The organism is Micromonospora citrea (genome assembly GCF_049629545.1).
GTDB lineage: Bacteria > Actinomycetota > Actinomycetes > Mycobacteriales > Micromonosporaceae > Micromonospora > Micromonospora citrea_A.
In genome coordinates, this window is the sequence record NZ_JBNADX010000026.1 from 12,567 (window position 1) to 31,370 (window position 18,804).

At 72.6% G+C, this 18,804-nt stretch carries 17 protein-coding genes; 10 read left to right on the top strand and 7 right to left on the bottom strand.

Annotation, left to right across the window (positions count from 1 at the left end):
- Positions 1-136: 136 nt before the first annotated feature.
- Together ACPFP2_RS23895 and ACPFP2_RS23900 are read right to left on the bottom strand one after the other, a co-directional pair.
- On the bottom strand, positions 137-1,126 hold the full coding sequence (locus tag ACPFP2_RS23895; RefSeq protein WP_424091592.1) for an SseB family protein: 990 nt from the start codon (positions 1,124-1,126) through the stop codon (positions 137-139).
- The gene (locus tag ACPFP2_RS23900; RefSeq protein ID WP_424091594.1) at positions 1,123-1,542 is read right to left on the bottom strand and encodes a YbaB/EbfC family nucleoid-associated protein; all 420 of its coding nucleotides are present in this window, start codon (positions 1,540-1,542) and stop codon (positions 1,123-1,125) included. The genes ACPFP2_RS23895 and ACPFP2_RS23900 overlap by 4 nt, the downstream gene beginning before the upstream one ends.
- A 95-nt stretch (positions 1,543-1,637) precedes the next feature.
- On the opposite strand from ACPFP2_RS23900, the gene ACPFP2_RS23905 reads away from it, so the two are divergent.
- From ACPFP2_RS23905 to ACPFP2_RS23915, 3 genes are all read left to right on the top strand, one after another.
- Positions 1,638-1,967 (top strand): hypothetical protein, encoded by a 330-nt coding sequence (locus tag ACPFP2_RS23905; protein ID WP_424091595.1) that lies wholly within the window; start codon positions 1,638-1,640, stop codon positions 1,965-1,967.
- On the top strand, positions 1,964-3,046 hold the full coding sequence (locus tag ACPFP2_RS23910) for a WXG100 family type VII secretion target (protein ID WP_424091597.1): 1,083 nt from the start codon (positions 1,964-1,966) through the stop codon (positions 3,044-3,046). Before ACPFP2_RS23905 ends, ACPFP2_RS23910 begins: the two co-directional genes overlap by 4 nt.
- Positions 3,047-3,265: 219 nt before the next feature.
- The gene (locus ACPFP2_RS23915) at positions 3,266-4,162 is read left to right on the top strand and encodes a hypothetical protein (protein ID WP_424091599.1); all 897 of its coding nucleotides are present in this window, start codon (positions 3,266-3,268) and stop codon (positions 4,160-4,162) included.
- A 4-nt stretch (positions 4,163-4,166) separates the two neighbouring features.
- On the opposite strand, the gene ACPFP2_RS23920 is transcribed toward ACPFP2_RS23915, so the two are convergent.
- Positions 4,167-5,138, bottom strand: a complete 972-nt coding sequence (locus ACPFP2_RS23920) for an aldo/keto reductase (protein WP_424091600.1) — start codon at positions 5,136-5,138, stop codon at positions 4,167-4,169.
- Between the two features lie 197 nt (positions 5,139-5,335).
- Here ACPFP2_RS23920 and ACPFP2_RS23925 point away from each other — a divergent pair, with 197 nt between their 5' ends.
- The 6 genes from ACPFP2_RS23925 (at position 5,336) to mshC (ending at position 10,832) form a co-directional block, all read left to right on the top strand.
- On the top strand, positions 5,336-6,388 hold the full coding sequence (locus ACPFP2_RS23925) for an LLM class F420-dependent oxidoreductase (protein ID WP_424091602.1): 1,053 nt from the start codon (positions 5,336-5,338) through the stop codon (positions 6,386-6,388).
- Positions 6,385-7,221: an undecaprenyl-diphosphate phosphatase gene (locus ACPFP2_RS23930; protein WP_424091603.1), complete on the top strand. Its 837-nt coding sequence runs from the start codon at positions 6,385-6,387 to the stop codon at positions 7,219-7,221. Before ACPFP2_RS23925 ends, ACPFP2_RS23930 begins: the two co-directional genes overlap by 4 nt.
- Positions 7,222-7,333: 112 nt before the next feature.
- The gene (locus ACPFP2_RS23935) at positions 7,334-8,017 is read left to right on the top strand and encodes an MSMEG_4193 family putative phosphomutase (RefSeq protein ID WP_424091605.1); all 684 of its coding nucleotides are present in this window, start codon (positions 7,334-7,336) and stop codon (positions 8,015-8,017) included.
- A gap of 112 nt (positions 8,018-8,129) precedes the next feature.
- Complete coding sequence (locus tag ACPFP2_RS23940) at positions 8,130-8,711, top strand: DUF3090 domain-containing protein (protein WP_424091607.1); 582 nt, start codon at positions 8,130-8,132, stop codon at positions 8,709-8,711.
- Entirely contained in the window at positions 8,708-9,526 is an 819-nt protein-coding gene (locus tag ACPFP2_RS23945; protein ID WP_424091608.1) for an SCO1664 family protein, read from the top strand. Before ACPFP2_RS23940 ends, ACPFP2_RS23945 begins: the two co-directional genes overlap by 4 nt.
- 67 nt (positions 9,527-9,593) lie before the next feature.
- Positions 9,594-10,832, top strand: a complete 1,239-nt coding sequence (mshC, locus tag ACPFP2_RS23950; protein ID WP_424091610.1) for a cysteine--1-D-myo-inosityl 2-amino-2-deoxy-alpha-D-glucopyranoside ligase — start codon at positions 9,594-9,596, stop codon at positions 10,830-10,832.
- 123 nt (positions 10,833-10,955) lie between these two features.
- Here mshC and ACPFP2_RS23955 read toward each other — a convergent pair whose 3' ends face one another.
- Together ACPFP2_RS23955 and ACPFP2_RS23960 are read right to left on the bottom strand one after the other, a co-directional pair.
- Entirely contained in the window at positions 10,956-11,753 is a 798-nt protein-coding gene (locus ACPFP2_RS23955) for a GntR family transcriptional regulator (RefSeq protein WP_424091612.1), read from the bottom strand.
- 169 nt (positions 11,754-11,922) lie between these two features.
- Entirely contained in the window at positions 11,923-12,792 is an 870-nt protein-coding gene (locus tag ACPFP2_RS23960) for a PAC2 family protein (protein ID WP_088978749.1), read from the bottom strand.
- A gap of 312 nt (positions 12,793-13,104) precedes the next feature.
- Here ACPFP2_RS23960 and metH point away from each other — a divergent pair, with 312 nt between their 5' ends.
- On the top strand, positions 13,105-16,620 hold the full coding sequence (gene metH, locus ACPFP2_RS23965; protein WP_424091614.1) for a methionine synthase: 3,516 nt from the start codon (positions 13,105-13,107) through the stop codon (positions 16,618-16,620).
- A gap of 10 nt (positions 16,621-16,630) precedes the next feature.
- On the opposite strand, the gene ACPFP2_RS23970 is transcribed toward metH, so the two are convergent.
- Positions 16,631-17,212 (bottom strand): HD domain-containing protein, encoded by a 582-nt coding sequence (locus ACPFP2_RS23970; RefSeq protein WP_424091616.1) that lies wholly within the window; start codon positions 17,210-17,212, stop codon positions 16,631-16,633.
- Positions 17,209-18,339 carry a helix-turn-helix domain-containing protein gene (locus ACPFP2_RS23975; protein WP_424091618.1) on the bottom strand — a complete coding sequence of 377 codons (1,131 nt, stop codon included), beginning with the start codon at positions 18,337-18,339 and terminating at the stop codon, positions 17,209-17,211. Before ACPFP2_RS23975 ends, ACPFP2_RS23970 begins: the two co-directional genes overlap by 4 nt.
- Positions 18,340-18,804 lie beyond the last annotated feature (465 nt).

The following is an 18,804-nucleotide window of genomic DNA, read 5'->3' on the forward strand; positions in this document are numbered from 1 at the left end:
CCGGCATGCGGTTCGGCCCAGCGGTCCGGCGAACGCCGAGCCGACCCGTTGGGCGCGGCGCGGCGTCACCCGGTGAGGTGTGCGTAGCCGCCCAGGACGGTCCGGTCGCCGCGTGGCGACCGGACCCACGACCCGGCTAGCGGTCGCCGTCGGCGACCGGTCCGGGCGGGTGAGGGGCGGTGCCGGCGGACGGTCCGGGCAAGCCGGCCGGGGTGCCGGCACCGGCCGCAGCCGGCGCGGCGGGCGCGCCGTGCGAGGCGGCGAGGCCGGCGACGTCGTTGGCGGCCAGCAGCGCGCTCAGCGCCGGCGCGCTGAGCGTCAGCCCGTGCGGGGCGCCCGGGTCGACGGCCAGCCCCCAGCTCCGGTCCGGCCAGTCGGCCAGCAGGTCGGCGGCGGGTGTCGCGACGAACGGCACGCCGGCGCCGACGAACGCGGTGAGCGTGTCCGGCGAGGTGAAGACCGGCAGCAGCGGCTCTCCGTCCGCACCCCGCACGACGGTCCAGGGGAACTCCCGCTCGGGCGTCGGCTCGTCGGCCAGTGGCACACAGACCCCGCCGGTGAGCACCACGCCCAGGTAGCCGGGCAGGTCGTGCCGGGCCGCCGCGTCGGCGAGCAGGCCGGCGACGTCGGCCGTGGCCTGCTCGCCCACCGGTGAGCCGAGATGCCCCGGGTCGTCGTCGGCCCGGTGCCGTCCGCCGGCCGTCCGGTCCGCCCCGCCGCCGTCCGGCACGGCGTCGACGCCGTACCCCGGTGGTGGGTCCGCGGCCGGGTCGGTGGTCGTCCCGCCCGTCCCGCCCGCCGGCAGGACCCGGCAGGCCAGCGCGGCCGGGTCGGCGGTCAGCACGGCGGCGGCGGTACGGCAGGCGAAGCCGCTCCACCAGTGCAGCGTCTCGGGCGTGCGGGGCGTCTCGTACCAGAAGGCGCTGCCGTCCGGTGCGGCCTGCCAGCCGAGTTCGGCCAACTGCCGCGCGTCGTGCGGTGGGCAGAGCCCCCGGACGGTCGCCCGTCGCACCGTCAGGTGCAGGCGGCGGGTCCCGGCGGCGAGTTCGAGGTCGGTGTCGCGGTCGCAGCGGACCAGGGTGTCGTGCAGCCGCGCCACGATCTCCGGCCAGCCCGGGGAGGTCATGCCGACTGCCCCGGCAGGCGGCGCTCCAACCGCTCCAGCCGGCCCATCGTCTCGTCCAGGCGGCCGAGCGCGGAGAAGTCGCCGGGCGCGCCGAACAGGTCGCCGAGGCTCGACCCCAGCTTCACGCCGAGCCCTTCGGTGCGCTCCTCGAGCTGCTCCGTCGCCGCGGTACGGGCCTTGCGGTACGCGTCGAGGACCATGTCCGACAGTGCCTGGCTGCCGCCGCGCAGGGCGACCGGCTCGAACGTCACGTCGGTCAGCTCGCCGGCGGCGTCGACCGTCACCGTGACCAGGCCGCTGTCGTCGGTCCCGGTGGCACGGAAGGCGGCCAGGTCGTCCTGCAGGCCGGCGAACTGCTGCTCGATGGCGGCCAGCCGGCCGGCGAGCGCGTCGAAAGCGGATGCTGGATCGGTCATGCCTCGGTCCTCCCCGTTCCTGGCGTCGACCGGGGTGGCGGCCGACGGCCGGTGGATCGTATCGTCACTGCGCCGACTGACAGGGGGAAGCGGCGATGCCGGACATCGAAGTGGACGTGGCGACGGTCCGTCGCCTGCAGACTGCCGCGGCGGACGCCGCCGCGGGACTGGGCGGGCTGCACACCGCCGTCGCGGGGGCCGCGGAGGTGCCTCCCGGGGCCTTCGGCCATCTGCCCTTCGCCAGCGACATCCTGCGCGACAAGTACGCCGAGCAGGTGCGGGGCGGCATGGAGATGTTCCGTGCCGGGCAGGACGCCTTCGGCCGGGTGGAGACGTCGCTCGGGGCCACGGCGGACTCGTACGAGCGCAACGAGCAGCAGATCGACGCCGGCTTCACCGCGATCCGCTCAGGGCTGGGCCGATGAGCGGGCCCGCGGGCAGCGCCGTCGAGCTGTGGAACAACATCGACGGCGCGCTGTCCACGGTGGACAAGGCGGTCGACAGTGTCTGTCGTACCCTCGCCTGGCCGCTGATCCAGTTGGTCGACATGGTCGACGGCGACCCCGAGGTGCTGCGGGCGCACGCGACGCAGTGGGACGCCGTCGCCGCCCGGGTACGCGAGATCGCGCTCAACCACCGCAGCGTCCGTGAGGCCGAGCGCGCCGGCTGGCGCTCGCCGGCGGGGGACGCGTACGGCCAGCGCCTCGCCGAGACCGAGCAGCAGTTGCTGGACGTGGCCGACCAGTTCACCGCGACGGCGGAGTACCTGCGGGGCGTCGCCGACGGGTTGCAGATCACCCACGACGTGCTGGTCGACATCTGCGTCGAGTTCGTCAACTTCCTGCTGGTCACCCTGATCACCGCGCTGCTGATGGCGCCGTTCACGGCCGGCGCGTCCTGGGCCACCGGCATGGCGGTCACCGCCACCCGCTTCATGATCACTCTGGCTCGGGCCGTGAAGGCCATCCGGCCGCTGGCGACCCATCTGCCGAAGGTGGTCCGGCTGCTCGAGCGGATCATCCTCAAGCTGGAGAAGATCATCACCCAGTTGCAGAAGCTGGGCCGGCACCTGAACAAGCTCGCCGACAAGCAGAAGGCCCTGATGAAGGGCCAGAAGTACGCCGACAAGCGGGCCGCCGCCGGCAAGGCGGACAAGTGGCACCACAAGATCACCGACCCGGCGAAGGGCACGTTCAAGCTCGGCAAGTCCGGCTCGCCGTTCGACATGGGCATGTTCGACCGGATGGGCGCGCTGCGCAACAACGGCCTCGTCGACGGCGGCAGGATCATCGCCCGGGACTGGGCGACGAACCTGCCCTGGAACATCCCCAACACCGTCATCCACGGCGTCACCTGGGGCACCGTCGCGATCGCCACCGGGCTGTCCGTGCCCGGCTCCGAGCAGGTCGGCGACCAGGTGCAGGAGGCCGTGCAGAGCGGCGCCGACTGGATCGACCAGAACGTCTTCGGGCAGCCGCCCGCCGAGCAACCGGCGGGCCGGTAGCCGTCCGGGCCGTCCCGGCGACGGATCATCCGGTCGGTGGTGTCGCCGACGGGCCGTTCCACCGCGGTGGCGGGCGAGGGCGCGGCGGGCCCGGACCCGAGCACGCGGCGCGCTCGCCCGGCGGTGGGTCGCCTCGACCGGGTCGGCCACAATGTCCTCGGACCGCCGACCGGGTCCGGCCGCCGGTGCGCAGGTGGCCGTCATGACGGAGGGGACGACATGACCGGAGCGTGGAACCGGATCACCCGGCTGACCGGCTCGGTGGTGGGCCAGGCGCGCAGCGTCCGGGACAAGGCCCGGGAGCTGCGCGAGGAGTTCCGTGGCACCGACGAGCCCGAGCGGCTGCTGGTGGCCCCCCTGGTGCCGGGCCAGCAGGTCCGCTACGTCAGCCAGTTCGGCTTCTACGGCGACGAGTACCACAAGATGGGCGCGCAGTTCGCCGATCAGGTGGGCGACGCCCTCGCCGACTCGTTCGACCCTCGGGTGCTGTTCGGGCTGCTGAACATCGTCAACCCGGTCGCCTGGGTCGACGCGGTGATCACCCCGGTGCGGATCGCCGCCGGCGTGCTCACCCTGCCCGCCAAGGCGGTGGTGGCGGGCGGGACGGATGCCGGGCGGGCGCAGGACGGGCAACTCGTGCCGCCGAGGCGGCCGCTGCCGCTCACCGGAGAGCAGGAGGCGTTCCGGGCGCTGTTCGGCTTCGACGCGTACGAGCCGCTCGCCGACCAGCTCGCCGAGTTCACCTTCCACTACCGGTACGCGTTCAGCGGCGACCTGACCAGCCTCGCCGGCGGCATGCTGCTGTTCCTGGCCCGGTTCAAAGACACCCCGGTCGCGGTCACCGACACCCACCTGCACGTGCTGGAGCTGCCCGAACGTCCCGCCCCGGGTCAGCCGGACGAGCGCCGGCCCCGGCTGCTGTGGAGCGTGGAGCGGCGCCGCGTCGCCCGGATCGACTTCGACTACGGCCCCAGCCGCCTGGTGCAGTTCCCGGCGACGATCGTCTTCGACGACGGCTCCTGGATCCACGTGGTGAACCCGACCACCCGCGACGATCAGAACCGCTTCCTGCAGGCGCTGGAGGGCGTCCCCGGCAAGCGGCCCGGGGGCCGGTGAGCGCTCAGCCGTCCCGCTCGGGGTACCCCACCGGCACGGCGGAGACGTCGTCCAGCGCGGTGGTGATCTCCTCCGGCAGGGTCATCCGCTCCACCTGGAGCGCGCCGAGCAGTTGACCCACCGTGCGCGCGCCCAGGATCGGCGCGGTCACCCCGGGCCGGTCCCGGATCCAGGCCAGCGCCACCTCCAGCGGTGAGACGCCCAGCCCGCCGGCCGCGATGGCGACCGCCTCCACGATGCTGGAGCAGCGCGGTTCCAGGTAGGTGGTGACGAAACGCTCGAAGTGCGCCGAGGCGGCCCGGGAGTCCGCGGGCCGCCCGTTGCGGTACTTGCCGGTGAGCACCCCCCGACCCAGCGGCGACCAGGGCAGCACACCCAGCCCGAGCGCGGCGCAGGCCGGCAGCACCTCCCGCTCCACGCCCCGCTCCAGCAGCGAGTACTCCACCTGCGCGGCGACGACCGGGGCCCGCCCCGGCCAGGCGGCCTGCCAGGCGGCGGCGCGGGCGGTCTGCCAGCCGGAGAAGTTCGACACGCCGACGTAGCGGACCCGGCCGCTGGCCACCGCGTGATCCAGCGCCGCGAGGGTCTCCTCCAGCGGGGTGTCCGGGTCGTACCCGTGCACCTGCCACAGGTCGACGTGGTCGGTGCCCAGCCGGCGCAGCGACGCGTCGAGGGTGCGCAGCAGGTGGCCCCGGGAGCCGTCGCGCCGCCGTCCGCTGCCCGGCCGCAGGCCCGCCTTGGTGGCGATGAGCACCTCGTCGCGGGGGACGAGAGCGCCCAGCAGCGAGCCGAGCACCGACTCGGCGTCGCCGTCGCCGAAGACGTCGGCGGTGTCGACCAGGTTGCCGCCCGCGTCGAGGAAACTCTTCAGCTGGGCGGCCGCGTCGTCGGGGTCGGTGTCCCGACCCCAGGTCATGGTGCCGAGCGCGAGCCGGGAAACCGCCAGCCCGCTTCGGCCGAGCGGTCGCTGTTGCATGGGTGAACCTTATTTCGAACCCGGCGTCACGGATATCCTCGCTCCCGTCATCTCTGGCCTCCGCGTCGCCGATCCGACCGTCGGCCGGGTCCGCGCCGGTCGTCGACCGCCCGCCCGGGTGGGGTGAGCCGGTGATCGGGGCCACCTCCGCCATTGCGTACCCTGGTGCGACCTGTGCTGCGGATGGGGGAGGACCAGTGCGACTCGGGCTCAGCCTCGGATACCAGACGGCGTGGAGCACACCCGCCGACCACCTCGCGCTCGCCCAGGAGGCGGACCGGCTCGGCTACTCGGTGGTGTGGGCCGCCGAGGCCTACGGCTCCGACTCGCCGAGCATGCTGGCCTGGATGGCCGGCCAGACCGAGCGGATCGACGTGGGCAGCGCGGTGATGCAGATCCCCGCCCGTACCCCGGCGATGACCGCGATGACCGCGGCCACCATCGACGCGCTCTCCGGCGGCCGGTTCCGGCTCGGTCTGGGCGTCTCCGGGCCCCAGGTCTCCGAGGGTTGGCACGGCGTGCGCTTCGCCAAGCCGCTCGCGCGCACCCGGGAGTACGTCGACATCGTGAAGCTCGCGGTGGCCCGCAAGGAGGTCGCCTACGACGGCGAGCACTACACCCTGCCGCTGCCCGACGGGCCGGGCAAGGCGCTGCGGCTGGGCTTCCACCCGCCGCGCGAGCACATCCCGATCTACCTGGCCGCCGTCGGCCCGAAGAACCTCGAACTGGCCGGCGAGATCGCCGACGGCTGGCTCGCCGTCTTCTACGCCCCCGAGTTCGCCGAGGAGCAGCTCGCCTCGGTGCGCGCCGGCCGGGCCAAGGCCGGCAAGGAGCTGGCCGGCTTCGACGTCGTCCCCTCGGTGCCGGTGGTGGTCGGCGACGACGTCGCCTCCTGCGCCGAGCTGGTCCGCTGGTACGCCGCCCTCTACGTCGGCGGCATGGGCAGCCGGCAGCAGAACTTCTACAACCAGCTGGCCACCCGGATGGGCTACGGCGACGCCGCCCGCGAGGTGCAGGACCTCTACCTGGCCAAGCGGCAGCGCGACGCCGCCGCCGCGGTGCCGATGGAGTTCATCGACCGCACCTCGCTGCTCGGCCCGAAGGAGCGCATCGCCGAGCGGCTGCGGGAGTACGCCGCGGCCGGCGTGACCACCCTGTCGGTGACCCTCTTCGTCGCCGACCGGGACAGCGGCGTGCAGACCCTGCGTACCGTGGCCGAGGCCCTCGACCTCTCCGGGGTCGGCGAGTGACCTGGGTCGAAGCCATCGTCCTGGGCATCGTCCAGGGACTCACCGAGTTCCTGCCGGTCAGCTCGTCGGGACACCTGCGGATCACCTCCGCGATCTTCTTCGACCGGGACGCCGGCGCCTCCTTCACCGCGGTGACCCAGCTGGGCACCGAGGCGGCGGTGCTGATCTACTTCGCCAAGGACATCTGGCGGATCACCCGGACCTGGCTGGTCGGCCTGCGGGACCGCTCGGTGCGTTCCAGCCTCGACTACCGGATGGGCTGGTACGTCATCGTCGGCTCGATCCCGATCGGGCTGTTCGGGTTCCTCTTCAAGGACCAGATCCGGGAGACCGCCCGCAACCTGTGGGTGGTCGCCACCACGCTGATCGTCTTCGCCTTCGTGCTGGCCTTCGCCGAGTACTGGGGCCGGCAGACCCGCACGCTGGAGAACTTCCGGATGCGCGACGGCGTCGTGATGGGCTTCGCCCAGGCGATGGCGCTGATCCCGGGGGTGTCCCGCTCCGGCGGGACGCTCACCGCCGGCCTGCTGCTCAACCTGACCCGGGAGGCGGCGGCGCGGTATTCCTTCCTGCTGGCCATCCCGGCGGTGGTGATGTCGGGGATCTTCAGCGTCGGTGACGTGTTCGAACCGGCCGCGCCGGGCACCTCGGTGCCGTCCGTGGCGCAGATGGTGGTGGCCACCGTGATCGCCTTCGCGATCGGCTACGCGGCCATCGCCTGGCTGCTGCGCTACGTCGCCCACCACACCCTGTACGTCTTCGTGCTCTACCGGGTGGCGCTCGGCACGCTGGTGCTCGCGCTGCTGCTCACCGGCACGATCAGCGCCACCTGAGCCGCCCGCCCGGCGTCGGCGCGCCGGGCGGACGCGACCGCACCGACGGCCCCCGACACCAGCTGAGTGCCGGGGGCCGCCGCGTGTGCGGCCCGCCCGTAGGGTGGACGGCGTGGCGACCCTTCTGCTTCTGCGACACGGCCGGACGACGGCGAACGCCGACGGCGGGCTGGCCGGCCGCCAGCCGGTCGAGCTCGACGACACCGGCCGCGCCCAGGCCGCCGCCGTCGGCGAGCGGCTGCGCGCTCTGCCGCTGGCGACAGTGGTCACCAGCCCGCTGATCCGCTGCCGGCAGACCCTGGAGCTGGCGCTGCCGCAGGTCGCGCCGGTGGTCGAGGAAGGGCTGATCGAGTGCGGCTACGGCACCTGGGAGGGGCAGCCGCTGAAGAAGCTGGCCAAGGAGCCGCTCTGGCCGGTCGTGCAGCAGCACCCCAGCGCCGCGGTCTTCCCGGAGGGCGAGGCGATGGCCGCGATGGCCGCCCGGGCGGTCGCCGCGGTGCGCACCTGGGACGCCCGGGTCACCGCCGAGCACGGCCCCGAGGCGGTCTGGCTGGCGTGCAGCCACGGTGATGTGATCAAGGCCATCGTGGCGGACGCGCTCGGCGTACACCTGGATCTGTTCCAGCGCATCGTCGCCGACCCGGCGTCGGTCACCGCGATCCGCTACACCCCGCTGCGCCCCTTCCTGGTCCGGCTCAACGACACCGGCGGTGACCTGGCCGCGCTGGTGCGGCGGGCGAGCCGGCGGGCCGATTCCGACGCCGCCGTGGGCGGCGGCGCGGGGGCCGCCGGGTGAGCGGGGCCGCCACGCCGGGGTCGCTCGCGCGTCGCCCGCGGCGTTTCGCCCTCGGCTGAACCACCCTCGGTGCGGTACGCGACGCTTCCGCCCGCCGGATAGGGTCGTGGGCATGACCCACCAGGTGCACGCCTTCGAGCCGCCGGAGCGGTTCGTCGCCGGGACCGTCGGGCCGCCGGGGGAGCGCACGTTCTTCCTGCAGGCTCGCGGCGGCGGCCGGCTGGTCAGCGTCGCGCTGGAGAAGGTGCAGGTGTCCCTGCTCGCCGAGAAGCTGGAGGAGTTGCTCGCCGAGGCCCAGCGCCGCTTCGGTGTGGAGCTGCCCGAGGCGCCGGCCGCGCTCGGCGACAACGACCCGCTGGACACCCCGGTCGACGAGGAGTTCCGGGTCGGCACCCTCGGCCTGGCCTTCGACGTCGACAGCGCGACCGTGGTGATCGAGGCGATCGCCGCCGGTGAGACGGAGGTCGAGGTCGAGCTCGGTGGCGACGACGCCGACGACGAGGCCGACGAGGACGAGGAGCCGGACGAGGACCTCGACCGGCTCCGGGTGCGGCTGACTCCCGAGGCGACCCGTGAGTTCATCGAGCGGGCCCGCCGGGTGGTCAACGCCGGCCGGCCGCCCTGCCCGCTCTGCGGGCAGCCGCTCGACCCCGCCGGTCACCTCTGTCCCCGGCACAACGGTTACCACCGGTGACCTCGTCGGAGTTGCAGCCCCGCCACGACGGCAGCGCGGCGCTCCGGCTGCTGCGCGACGGCGAACTCGACATCGAGGGGCGGCTGGTCGACGCCTCCAACACGACCCTGCGCGGGATCCTCACCCTGGACGGGCGGACCGCCCGCTGCGTCTACAAGCCGGTGCGCGGGGAGCGTCCGCTGTGGGACTTCCCGGACGGCACCCTGGCCGGGCGGGAGGTCGCGGCGTACCTGGTCTCCCGGGCCACCGGGTGGGACCTGGTGCCGCCGACGGTGCTGCGCGACGGGCCGTTCGGTCCCGGCTCCTGTCAGCTCTGGATCGACGAGCCGTCCGACGTCGAGCCCCTGGTCGGGTTCGTCCCCGCCACGGCGGTGCCGCCGCGCTGGTTCCCGGTCGCGGCCGCCCGGGACGACGACGGGGCCGCGTACGCGCTCGCTCACGCCGACGATCCGCGGCTGGCCCGCCTCGCGGTGCTCGACGCGGTGCTCAACAACGCCGACCGCAAGGGTGGGCACGTGCTCGTCGGCCCGGACGACCGGCTCTACGGTGTCGACCACGGCGTCTGCTTCCACGTCGAGGAGAAGCTGCGGACGGTCCTGTGGGGCTGGGCGGGCCGGCAGTTGCCGCCGGACGCGGTGGCGATGCTCGACGCCCTCGCCGGTCTGGTCGCCGGTGAGCTGGGCGAGGAGCTGGCCGAGCACCTGACCGTCGGTGAGGTCGCCGAGCTGGCCGCGCGTGTCGACCGGCTGCGCGAGACCGGTCGTTACCCGCAGCCGCCGCAGGACTGGCCGGCGATGCCCTGGCCGCCCATGTGAGCCGTTGTCGTGTTGATCACCCGGAGGGTGCCTCCCCGTGGACTGACGGCTCGTTAGGCTGACGGTCATGGAGTCATGGGCGGGACACGAGGTGCCACGGCTGCCGGGGAACGGCGGGCCACTGAGCTTGTACGACTCGGCGCGGCGCGGTGTCCATCCCAGCCGGCCCGACGGCACGGCGAGCATGTACGTCTGCGGCATCACCCCGTACGACGCCACCCACCTGGGCCACGCCGCCACCATGATCACCTTCGATCTGGTGCAGCGGATGTGGCGCGACGCCGGCCTGACCGTGCGGTACGTGCAGAACGTCACCGACATCGACGATCCGCTGCTGGAGCGGGCCGAGCGCGACGGCGAGGACTGGAAGGTCCTGGCCATGCGGGAGACCGCGCTGTTCCGTGAGGACATGGAGGCGCTGCGGATGATCCCGCCGGCGCACTACGTCGGCGCGGTGGAGTCGATCCCGGACATCGCCGACAAGGTTCAGGTGCTGCTCAAGGACGGCGCGGCGTACCGGCTCGACGACGGCACCGGCGACGTCTACTTCGACATCGGCGCGGCGCCGGCGTTCGGCTACGAGTCCAACCTGACCCGTGCGCAGATGTTGGAGATCTTCCCGGAGCGCGGTGGCGACCCGGATCGGGCCGGCAAGCGCGACCCGTTGGACCCGCTGCTGTGGCGCGGGGCCCGCGAGGGGGAGCCGTCCTGGCCCGGCGGCGAGCTGGGGGCCGGCCGACCCGGCTGGCACATCGAGTGCGCGGTGATCGCGCTGAATCTGCTCGGCGACCAGATCGACGTGCAGGGCGGCGGCAACGATCTGCTCTTCCCGCACCACGAGTGTTCCGCCGCGCACGCCGAGCGGCTCACCGGCGCGGCGCCCTTCGCCGACCACTACGTGCACGCCGGCATGATCGGCCTGGACGGCGAGAAGATGTCGAAGTCCAAGGGCAACCTGGTCTTCGTCTCCCGGCTGCGGGCCGACCGGGTCGACCCGATGGCCGTGCGGCTCGGGCTGATGTCCGGGCACTACCGTGCCGACCGCACCTGGACCGATGACCTGCTCGACGCCGCACAGGCGCGGCTGGCCCGCTGGCGGCGGGCCGCCGCCGCGCCGGCCGGGCCGTCCGGGGAGGCGTTCCTGGCAGGGGTACGCGCCCGGCTCGCCGATGACCTGGACACCCCGGGAGCGCTCGCGCTGGCCGACGACTGGGCCGAGCGGGCACTGGCGGCCCCGAGCGACGACCCACACGCGCCGGCGCTCTTCGCCACCACCGTGGACGCCCTGCTCGGCATCCGCCTCTGACCCCACCCCCGTCTCCCTCCCGCCCCCTCCCTCCTACCCGTCGCCGATCTTGCACTTTGGTGGTTGATTCGAGGCGTTCGCCCGTCTTGTCGACACCAGAAGTGCAAGATCGACGGGGGTGGGTCAGCCGAGGACCAGGCCGGGGTCGGGGTCAGGGGTTGGGTCGGGGGTGGGGGCGGGGATCCGGTACTCCTCGGTGAGGGTGGTCATCGGGCCGGGCCAGGTGGCCTGGGCGACCTCGATCGGCTTGCGATCGCCGTCGTAGGCGACGTGCAGCAGGTGCAGCACCGGTGTGTCGGGGCGGATCTGGAGGGTCTCGGCCTCCTCCCGGCTGGGCTGCCGGGCGCTGATGGTGTCGGTCGCCGAGACGTACCGTCGGCCGGTGGCCTCCTCGGCCTCCTGGTAGAGGGGCCGGCCGAACGCCTCGGCGCGTTCCAGCGAGGTGCCGGCGGTGTCCTTCGGCAGGAACCAGGAGGCGCCCACCTCCACCGGTGAGTCGTCGGTGCGCACCAGGTGCCGGCGGCAGAGCAGTTCGGTGCCGTCGGGCACGCCGAACGCGTCGGCCACCTCCGGCGGGGCCGGTGCGCGGCCGACCTGGACGAGTTGCTGCCGGTACCGGGCGGCCAGGTCGGTGTGGTAGCCGCGGAAGCCGCCGTAGCGGCCGCGGGAGAGCCGGTTGAGCCGGCGGCGGGTGCCGCGCACGTACGTGCCGGAGCCGGGCTTGGTGATCAGGATGCCCTCGACCCGCAGTTGGTCGACGGCGCGTTGCACGGTCTGCTTCGCCACGCCGAACATCTCGGCGATGGCCGGGATGGACGGCAGCCGCTCGCCCGGCGCCCAGTCGCCGCGGCGCACCTGGGCCTTGAGCTGCGCGGCGATCTGCCGGTGCGGGAACTCGGCGGCCCCCGGGTTGATCTGCACACCCGCCTCCTGTTGACAGCTAGGTTCCTAGGATGCCCTAGAGGTGGTGACGTCGCCACCCCGGACACGCCCCCGCCTCGATGGTGGCGCCGGCGGGCGTGCCGGCCGCGATGAGCACCGGCCCCCGGACGACGAGACGTCCGGGGGCCGGTGCGGCGCGGGGGAGGGGCTACCAGGAGCCGGCGGTCGGCCCGGCGGAGCCGCCCCGGCGGCGCAGGTACTTCTCGAACTCCTGGGCGATCTCGTCGCCGGTCAGCGGGGTGATGCCGGCGTCGCCGACGCGCTCCTCCAGCTCCCGGACGTACTCGCCCAGCTCGGCGTCCTGCTCGGCGGCGCCGCGCACCCGCTGCTCCCACTCGGCGGCCTCCTCGGCCAGGTCGGCCATCGGCACCGGCAGGTCGAGCACGTCCTCCACCCGGTGCAGCAGCGCGAGGGTGGCCTTCGGGCAGGGTGGGTTGTTGGCGTAGTGCGGCACGTGCACCCAGAAGGAGACGGCGTCGACCTCGGCCCGGATGCACGCGTCGTGCAGGACCCCGACGATGCCGGTCGGCCCGTCGTAGCGGGTGGGGGTGAGCTGGTAGCGCTCGGCGGCCGCCGCGTCGGAGGCGCTGCCGCTGATCGGCAACGGCCGGGTGTACGGCACGTCGGCCAGCAGCGCGCCGAGCAGCACCACCCGTTCCACCTCCAGGCTGTGGCAGATCTCCAGCACCTGCTCGCAGAAGGTGCGCCAGCGCATGCTCGGCTCGATGCCCCGGATCAGCACCACGTCCCGCTCGGTGCCCTCCGGGCTGGCCACCATGAACCGGGTGGTGGGCCACTCGACCCGCCGGGTCTCGCCGTCGGCCATGCTGATCGTCGGCCGGCTGACCTGGAAGTCGTAGAAGTCCTCCGGGTCCAGCTCGGTGACCGGCCGGGCCTGCCAGACCTGCTCCAGGTGCTCCACGGCGGCGGTCGAGGCGTCCGCGGCGTCGTTCCAGCCCTCGAAGGCGGCGATCGCCACCGGGGACCGCAGCACCGGCAGCCCGTCGAACTCGGTCACGCCGTCACCTCACCCTGCTCGTCGGGGACGGCGCCGGGCGTCCGCCCGCTCGTCCGCCCGCCTACGACAACTCCGGCTCGGCGCGTCTGACGCCGCGCCGCGACCTGGAGCTGTCGCACGGTCGCGTCGCTGATGTCCTTCACGTCCGCCAGCCTACGTGCCGACGCTGGACACGGCCCGTCGGCCGCGCCGGTCCGCCGATCGGCCAGCCCGGCGAACCGGTACGAATCGGAAGCGGTGATTCCGCTGACAGAATGTGGGACCGCCAGCGGGTCGCAGCGGTCACCCGGATGGTCGGATTAACCTGTGAGCGTGCGGACTTCGATGCTCGATGTGCTGGCCGACCGGATCCTCATCGCCGACGGCGCGATGGGGACGATGCTGCATGCCGCGGACCTGACCCTCGACGACTACGACGGCCTCGAAGGATGCAACGAGATCCTCAACGTCACCCGGCCCGACGTGGTGCGCGGGGTGCACGAGGCGTACCTGGCCGTCGGGGCGGACTGCGTCGAGACGAACACCTTCGGCGCCAACCTGGCCAACCTGGCCGAGTACGGCATCGAGGGGCGGATCCGGGAGTTGTCCGAGGCGGGCGCCCGGCTGGCCCGGGAGGCCGCCGACGCGTACGCCACGCCGGAGCAGCCCCGCTTCGTGCTCGGCTCGATCGGCCCGGGCACCAAGCTGCCCACCCTGGGCCACGCGGCGTACGCGACGCTGCGCGACGCGTACCAGGAGAACGCCGCCGGCCTGATCGCCGGCGGCGCGGACGCCCTGATCGTCGAGACCTGCCAGGACCTGCTCCAGGTCAAGGCCGCGGTGGTCGGGTCGAAGCGGGCGATGGCCGAGCTGGGCGTGCGGGTGCCGATCATCTGCCACGTCGCCGTCGAGACCACCGGCACCATGCTGCTGGGCAGCGAGATCGGTGCGGCGCTGACCGCCATCGAGCCGCTCGGGGTGGACCTGATCGGGCTCAACTGCTCCACCGGCCCGGCCGAGATGGGCGAGCACCTGCGCTACCTGTCCCAGAACTCCCGCATCCCGGTGTCGGTGATGCCGAACGCCGGCCTGCCCGTGCTCACCGCCGACGGGGCGTACTTCCCGCTCACCCCGGTCGAGATGGCCGACGCCCTGGAGCGTTTCGTCACCGAGTACGGCGTCTCGCTGGTGGGTGGCTGCTGCGGCAGCACCCCCGAGCACATCCGGGTGCTCGTGGAGCGGCTGCGCGGCGCGACGCCGGTGGCCCGCGAGCCCCGGCCCGAGCCGGGCGTCTCCTCGATCTACCACCACGTGCCGTTCGCCCAGGACGCCAGCGTGTTGATGGTGGGGGAGCGGACCAACGCCAACGGCTCGAAGGCGTTCCGCGAGGCGATGCTCGCCGCCGACTGGCAGGCCTGCGTGGAGATCGCCCGCAGCCAGGCCCGCGACGGCTCGCACCTGCTGGACCTCTGCGTCGACTACGTCGGCCGGGACGGCACCACGGACATGCGCGAGCTGGCCGGCCGGTTCGCCACCGCGTCCACCCTGCCGATCATGCTGGACTCCACCGAGCCGGCCGTGGTCGAGGCCGGGCTGGAGATGCTCGGCGGGCGGTGCGTGGTCAACTCGGTCAACTTCGAGGACGGTGACGGCCCGGAGTCCCGCTTCGCGCGGGTGATGCCGGTGGTCAAGGAGCACGGCGCCGCCGTGGTGGCGCTGCTCATCGACGAGGAGGGCCAGGCCCGCACGAAGGACTGGAAGGTACGCGTCGCCTCCCGGCTGATCGACGACCTGACCGGCCGGTGGGGGCTGCGCCGCTCCGACATCCTCATCGACGCGCTGACCTTCCCCATCGCCACCGGCCAGGAGGAGACCCGCCGGGACGGCATCGAGACCATCGAGGCGATCCGGGAGATCGCCGCCCGCTATCCGGGGGTCAACTTCACCCTCGGCATCTCCAACGTCTCCTTCGGGCTCAACCCGGCCGCCCGGCAGGTGCTCAACTCGGTCTTCCTGCACGAGTGCGTGCAGGCGGGGCTCACCTCGGCGATCGTGCACGCCAGCAAGATCCTGCCGATGTCGAAGATTCCCGACGAGCAGCGGGAGATCGCGTTGGACCTGGTCTACGACCGGCGGCGCGAGGGGTACGACCCGGTGCAGCGGTTCATCGAGGTCTTCGAGGGCGTCGATGCCGCCTCGGCGCGGGCCGGCCGGGCCGAGGAACTGGCCGCGCTGCCGCTGGACGAGCGGCTGAAGCGGCGGATCATCGACGGGGAGCGCAACGGCCTGGAGGCCGACCTGGACACCGCGATGGCCGGGGGCCGCACGCCGCTGTCCATCATCAACGACATCCTGCTCGACGGGATGAAGGTCGTCGGCGAGCTGTTCGGCTCCGGGCAGATGCAGTTGCCGTTCGTGCTCCAGTCCGCCGAGGTGATGAAGACCGCGGTGGCCTACCTGGAACCGCACATGGACAAGGCCGACGACGAGGGCAAGGGCCGTATCGTGCTCGCCACCGTCAAGGGCGACGTGCACGACATCGGCAAGAACCTGGTCGACATCATCCTGTCCAACAACGGCTACGAGGTCGTCAACATCGGCATCAAGCAGCCGATCAACGCGATCCTGGAGGCCGCCGAGGAGCACCGGGCCGATGCGATCGGCATGTCCGGGCTGCTGGTCAAGAGCACTGTGATCATGAAGGAGAACCTCGCCGAGATGGCCTCGCGCGGGGTCGCCGAGCGCTGGCCGGTGCTGCTCGGCGGCGCCGCGCTCACCCGGGCGTACGTCGAGGACGACCTGCGCGGCATGTTCCCCGGCCAGGTGCACTACGCTCGCGACGCCTTCGAGGGGCTGTCCCTGATGGACCGGGTGATGACCGCCAAGCGGGGCGGCGCGCCGGTGGTCGACCCGGAGCGGGAGGCGGCGCTCGCGGCGCGGCGGGCCCGCCGGGAGCGGCAGAAGGCGATGGTGAGCGAGGCGCTGCCCGAGCTGGACGACGCCTCGGTCCGCTCGGACGTGGCCACCGACGTGGAGGTGCCCACCCCGCCGTTCTTCGGCACCCGGGTGGTGAAGGGTGTGCCGCTGGCCGACTACTCGGCGCTGCTCGACGAGCGGGCAACCTTCCTCGGGCAGTGGGGGCTGCGGGGCGCGCGCGGCGGGCAGGGCCCGTCGTACGAGGAGCTGGTGGAGACCGAGGGTCGCCCGCGGCTGCGGTACTGGCTGGACCGGCTGATCTCCGACCAGGTCCTGGAGGCGGCCGTCGTCTACGGCTACTTCCCCGCGTACGCCGAGGGCAACGACCTGGTCGTGCTGGACGAGAACGCCAGCACCGAGCGGGCCCGGTTCTCCTTCCCCCGGCAGCGGCAGGAGCGCCGGCTCTGCCTGGCCGACTTCTTCCGGCCCAAGGGCGACCAGCTCGACGTGGTGGCGTTGCAGCTGGTCACGGTCGGGCAGCCGATCAGCGAGTACACCGCGAAGATGTTCGCCGCCAACGAGTACCGCGACTACCTGGAGGTGCACGGCCTGTCCGTGCAGCTCACCGAGGCGCTCGCCGAGTACTGGCACCGGCGCATCCGCAGCGAGCTGACCCTGCCCGGCGGGCGTACGATCGCCGCCGACGACCCGGCGGACCTGGCCGGCCTGCTGCGCAACGACTACCGGGGCTGCCGGTACGCGTTCGGCTACCCGGCCTGCCCGGAGCTGGAGGACCGGGCGAAGATCGTGGAGCTGCTGGGCGCGGAGCGGATCGGGGTGCAGCTGTCGGAGGAGTTCCAGCTGGTGCCGGAGCAGGCCACCGACGCGATCGTGGTGCACCACCCGGAGGCGAACTACTTCAACGCCAAGTGAGGCGGCGTACCTACTCTGGCTTCTGGGGTGGGTTGAGCCAGGCGAGGGGCTGTCCGGCCAGTGCGGCGTCGGCGAGGCGGTGAGCGGACGTGGTCTTCAGCGCCGCGCGGGAGCTGTCGATCCAGCGTTGGACGTTGTCGATGCCCTGGTGGCGGTATTCGACGGCCTGGACGAGGCATTCGAGCTTGTCGGCGTCGCGGGCAACGAGGGCTTCCAGGGTTTCGCCGGCTTCGTACTCGGCGACAGCGGCGGTGATCGTGTCGGCGACGGCCGGCGGGCAGGCGGCGACCTGGTCGGCCGTGACGGTGGTGTTGGGGGCGGCGGTGAGGTAGCGCTTGGCGATGTGGGGGATGTCGGTGATCCGGGTCTCCTGGGTGTCGTGCAGGACGCAGAGCATGGAAACCCGGGCCGGGTCGGCGCCCTCCAGGGCGGCGAGCATCATGCCGATGAGCGCGGTGCGGAAGGAGTGTTCGGCGATGGACTCGGGCTGCTTGACTCCGGCGAACCACCAGCCGGTGCGGGCGGCGCGCTTGAGTACGCCCGCTTCGAAGATGAAGCTCATCGCGCCGGCGGCGTGCTGGTCGTCGCTCATCTGTCCGTCCCTGTGCCGGTGATTCCGTCGGTTCGCAGGCTGTAGACGATAGACGTCAGCTCCCGCCGAGACTGCGGGGAGATCTCGTCGCTGTCGAGGAGCAGGGTGCTGCGTTCGACCAGTGCCCGCCCGGTGTGTGGGTCATCGAGGGCGAGGCCGCGTCGGGCGGTGAGCAGCGCCCAGAGGTTGTGGACGTTGAGGTCTACGAACGGATGGTTGCCGTCGAGGCGCTGGACCAGGTGGCGCAGGAGTCGGAAGCCTCGCCAGTCGGCGAGGGCGGCAGGCATGAAGGAGTCGTCGCGCTGGCGGTACGCGATCTCGCCGACCCAGTACGCCGAGTAGTTGAGTGCGGCTCGCTCGCACGCGTCGTCCGGGTGAGCGCGGGCGATGAAGTCCCGCAGGGGTTCCGGATCACCCTGATTGGCGAGTGAGGTGGCCACGGAACGGGCGTCGGGCCACAGCGGCGACCAGGTGTGCAAGGGCGTCGGCTGGCGGGCCTTTCGGGAACTGCGGTTGGCGAGCCACGCGGCCGAGGTGCCACTCGGGTCTGCTCCGGCGAGGAAGCATGCTTGCCGGTGCAGGAGGACATTCGGCTCGCGTCCGCTGCCGGCGCGATCGGCGAGCACGCGCAGGTTCGCGATGAACGCACGCTGCTGGTCGACGGAGAGGATCGGGCTGGAGGCCACCGGGCCGCGCCGAGGGTGAATGGTCCGAAGCCCTCGGACGAATGTGGGCGTCTGCCCGAGCGCTGCCCACAGGAGCAGGTCCGTCAGGCGCTGGGTGAGCACCGACCAGCCGAGAGGCTGGTCGGCGACATCGGTCCGCTCCACCTTGCTGCTCAGCACTGAGGCGAGGATGAAGTCCGCTTCAGCGGCGTCGTCGACAGCCGCGAGCAAGGTGCTCTCTGCGCCGAGTCTCGCGGACTTCTGACGTATGACGATGGATTGTCCGAGCGCGACCGCGGTGAATGGGCGACGTCCCGATTCCCAACTCTGGATGGTTGCCCGGTCGACGGCCAGCTCTGCGGCCAACTGTTCCTGCGTCATCGGAATGGACTCTCGGATCAACTTCAGCAGGTACCCGGTGACCTCGCCGCGATGCGGCGCGGATCGTCCCTGATTCACCATCCGACATCCCTACGTTGACCGGCGGTCGACGTTTCCTGCCCCATTAGCCTGCTTCGCGAGGAGCTTGACCTGCTCACCGGTACTGCCGGTGAGTCCAACGGCCGCTGCCGTGATCGTAGCGTCGCAGTTACCGAACGTTCCAGAACCGGTCCCGTGGTTCGGGATCGGCCATGGCGCGCTGCCCGGCGGAGGGAAAAGACGATGCGGGACAGGTCATCCACGCCTGCGATCCACGTTCACGGCCGAGCACCACGGTGGCGACGCGTCTCCTATGACGAGTACCTGATCGCCGTAGCCATGACCCTCGCCCGCAGGCACCGGACGGTGTGGTCGTGGCGACAGTGGCGGCGGGTCTGTCGATGCGGGGCAGACCTGCCGTGCCGAGCGCGGCACCAGATCCCGATCAACCGTGGGCACTGGCCGAGGGTGGACCAACAGTGACCGGGAAACGTGAAGACCGGATTG

Excerpts from the sequence above, each read along its gene's own strand:
- ACPFP2_RS23920 (WP_424091600.1), bottom strand. The coding sequence starts at position 5,138 with ATGCAACAGCGACCGCTCGGCCGAAGCGGGCTGGCGGTTTCCCGGCTC.
- mshC (WP_424091610.1), top strand. The coding sequence starts at position 9,594 with ATGGAGTCATGGGCGGGACACGAGGTGCCACGGCTGCCGGGGAACGGC.
- ACPFP2_RS23900 (WP_424091594.1), bottom strand. The coding sequence starts at position 1,542 with ATGACCGATCCAGCATCCGCTTTCGACGCGCTCGCCGGCCGGCTGGCC.
- ACPFP2_RS23895 (WP_424091592.1), bottom strand. The coding sequence starts at position 1,126 with ATGACCTCCCCGGGCTGGCCGGAGATCGTGGCGCGGCTGCACGACACC.
- ACPFP2_RS23940 (WP_424091607.1), top strand. The coding sequence starts at position 8,130 with ATGACCCACCAGGTGCACGCCTTCGAGCCGCCGGAGCGGTTCGTCGCC.
- ACPFP2_RS23915 (WP_424091599.1), top strand. The coding sequence starts at position 3,266 with ATGACCGGAGCGTGGAACCGGATCACCCGGCTGACCGGCTCGGTGGTG.
- ACPFP2_RS23905 (WP_424091595.1), top strand. The coding sequence starts at position 1,638 with ATGCCGGACATCGAAGTGGACGTGGCGACGGTCCGTCGCCTGCAGACT.
- ACPFP2_RS23975 (WP_424091618.1), bottom strand. The coding sequence starts at position 18,339 with ATGGTGAATCAGGGACGATCCGCGCCGCATCGCGGCGAGGTCACCGGG.
- ACPFP2_RS23970 (WP_424091616.1), bottom strand. The coding sequence starts at position 17,212 with ATGAGCGACGACCAGCACGCCGCCGGCGCGATGAGCTTCATCTTCGAA.
- ACPFP2_RS23910 (WP_424091597.1), top strand. The coding sequence starts at position 1,964 with ATGAGCGGGCCCGCGGGCAGCGCCGTCGAGCTGTGGAACAACATCGAC.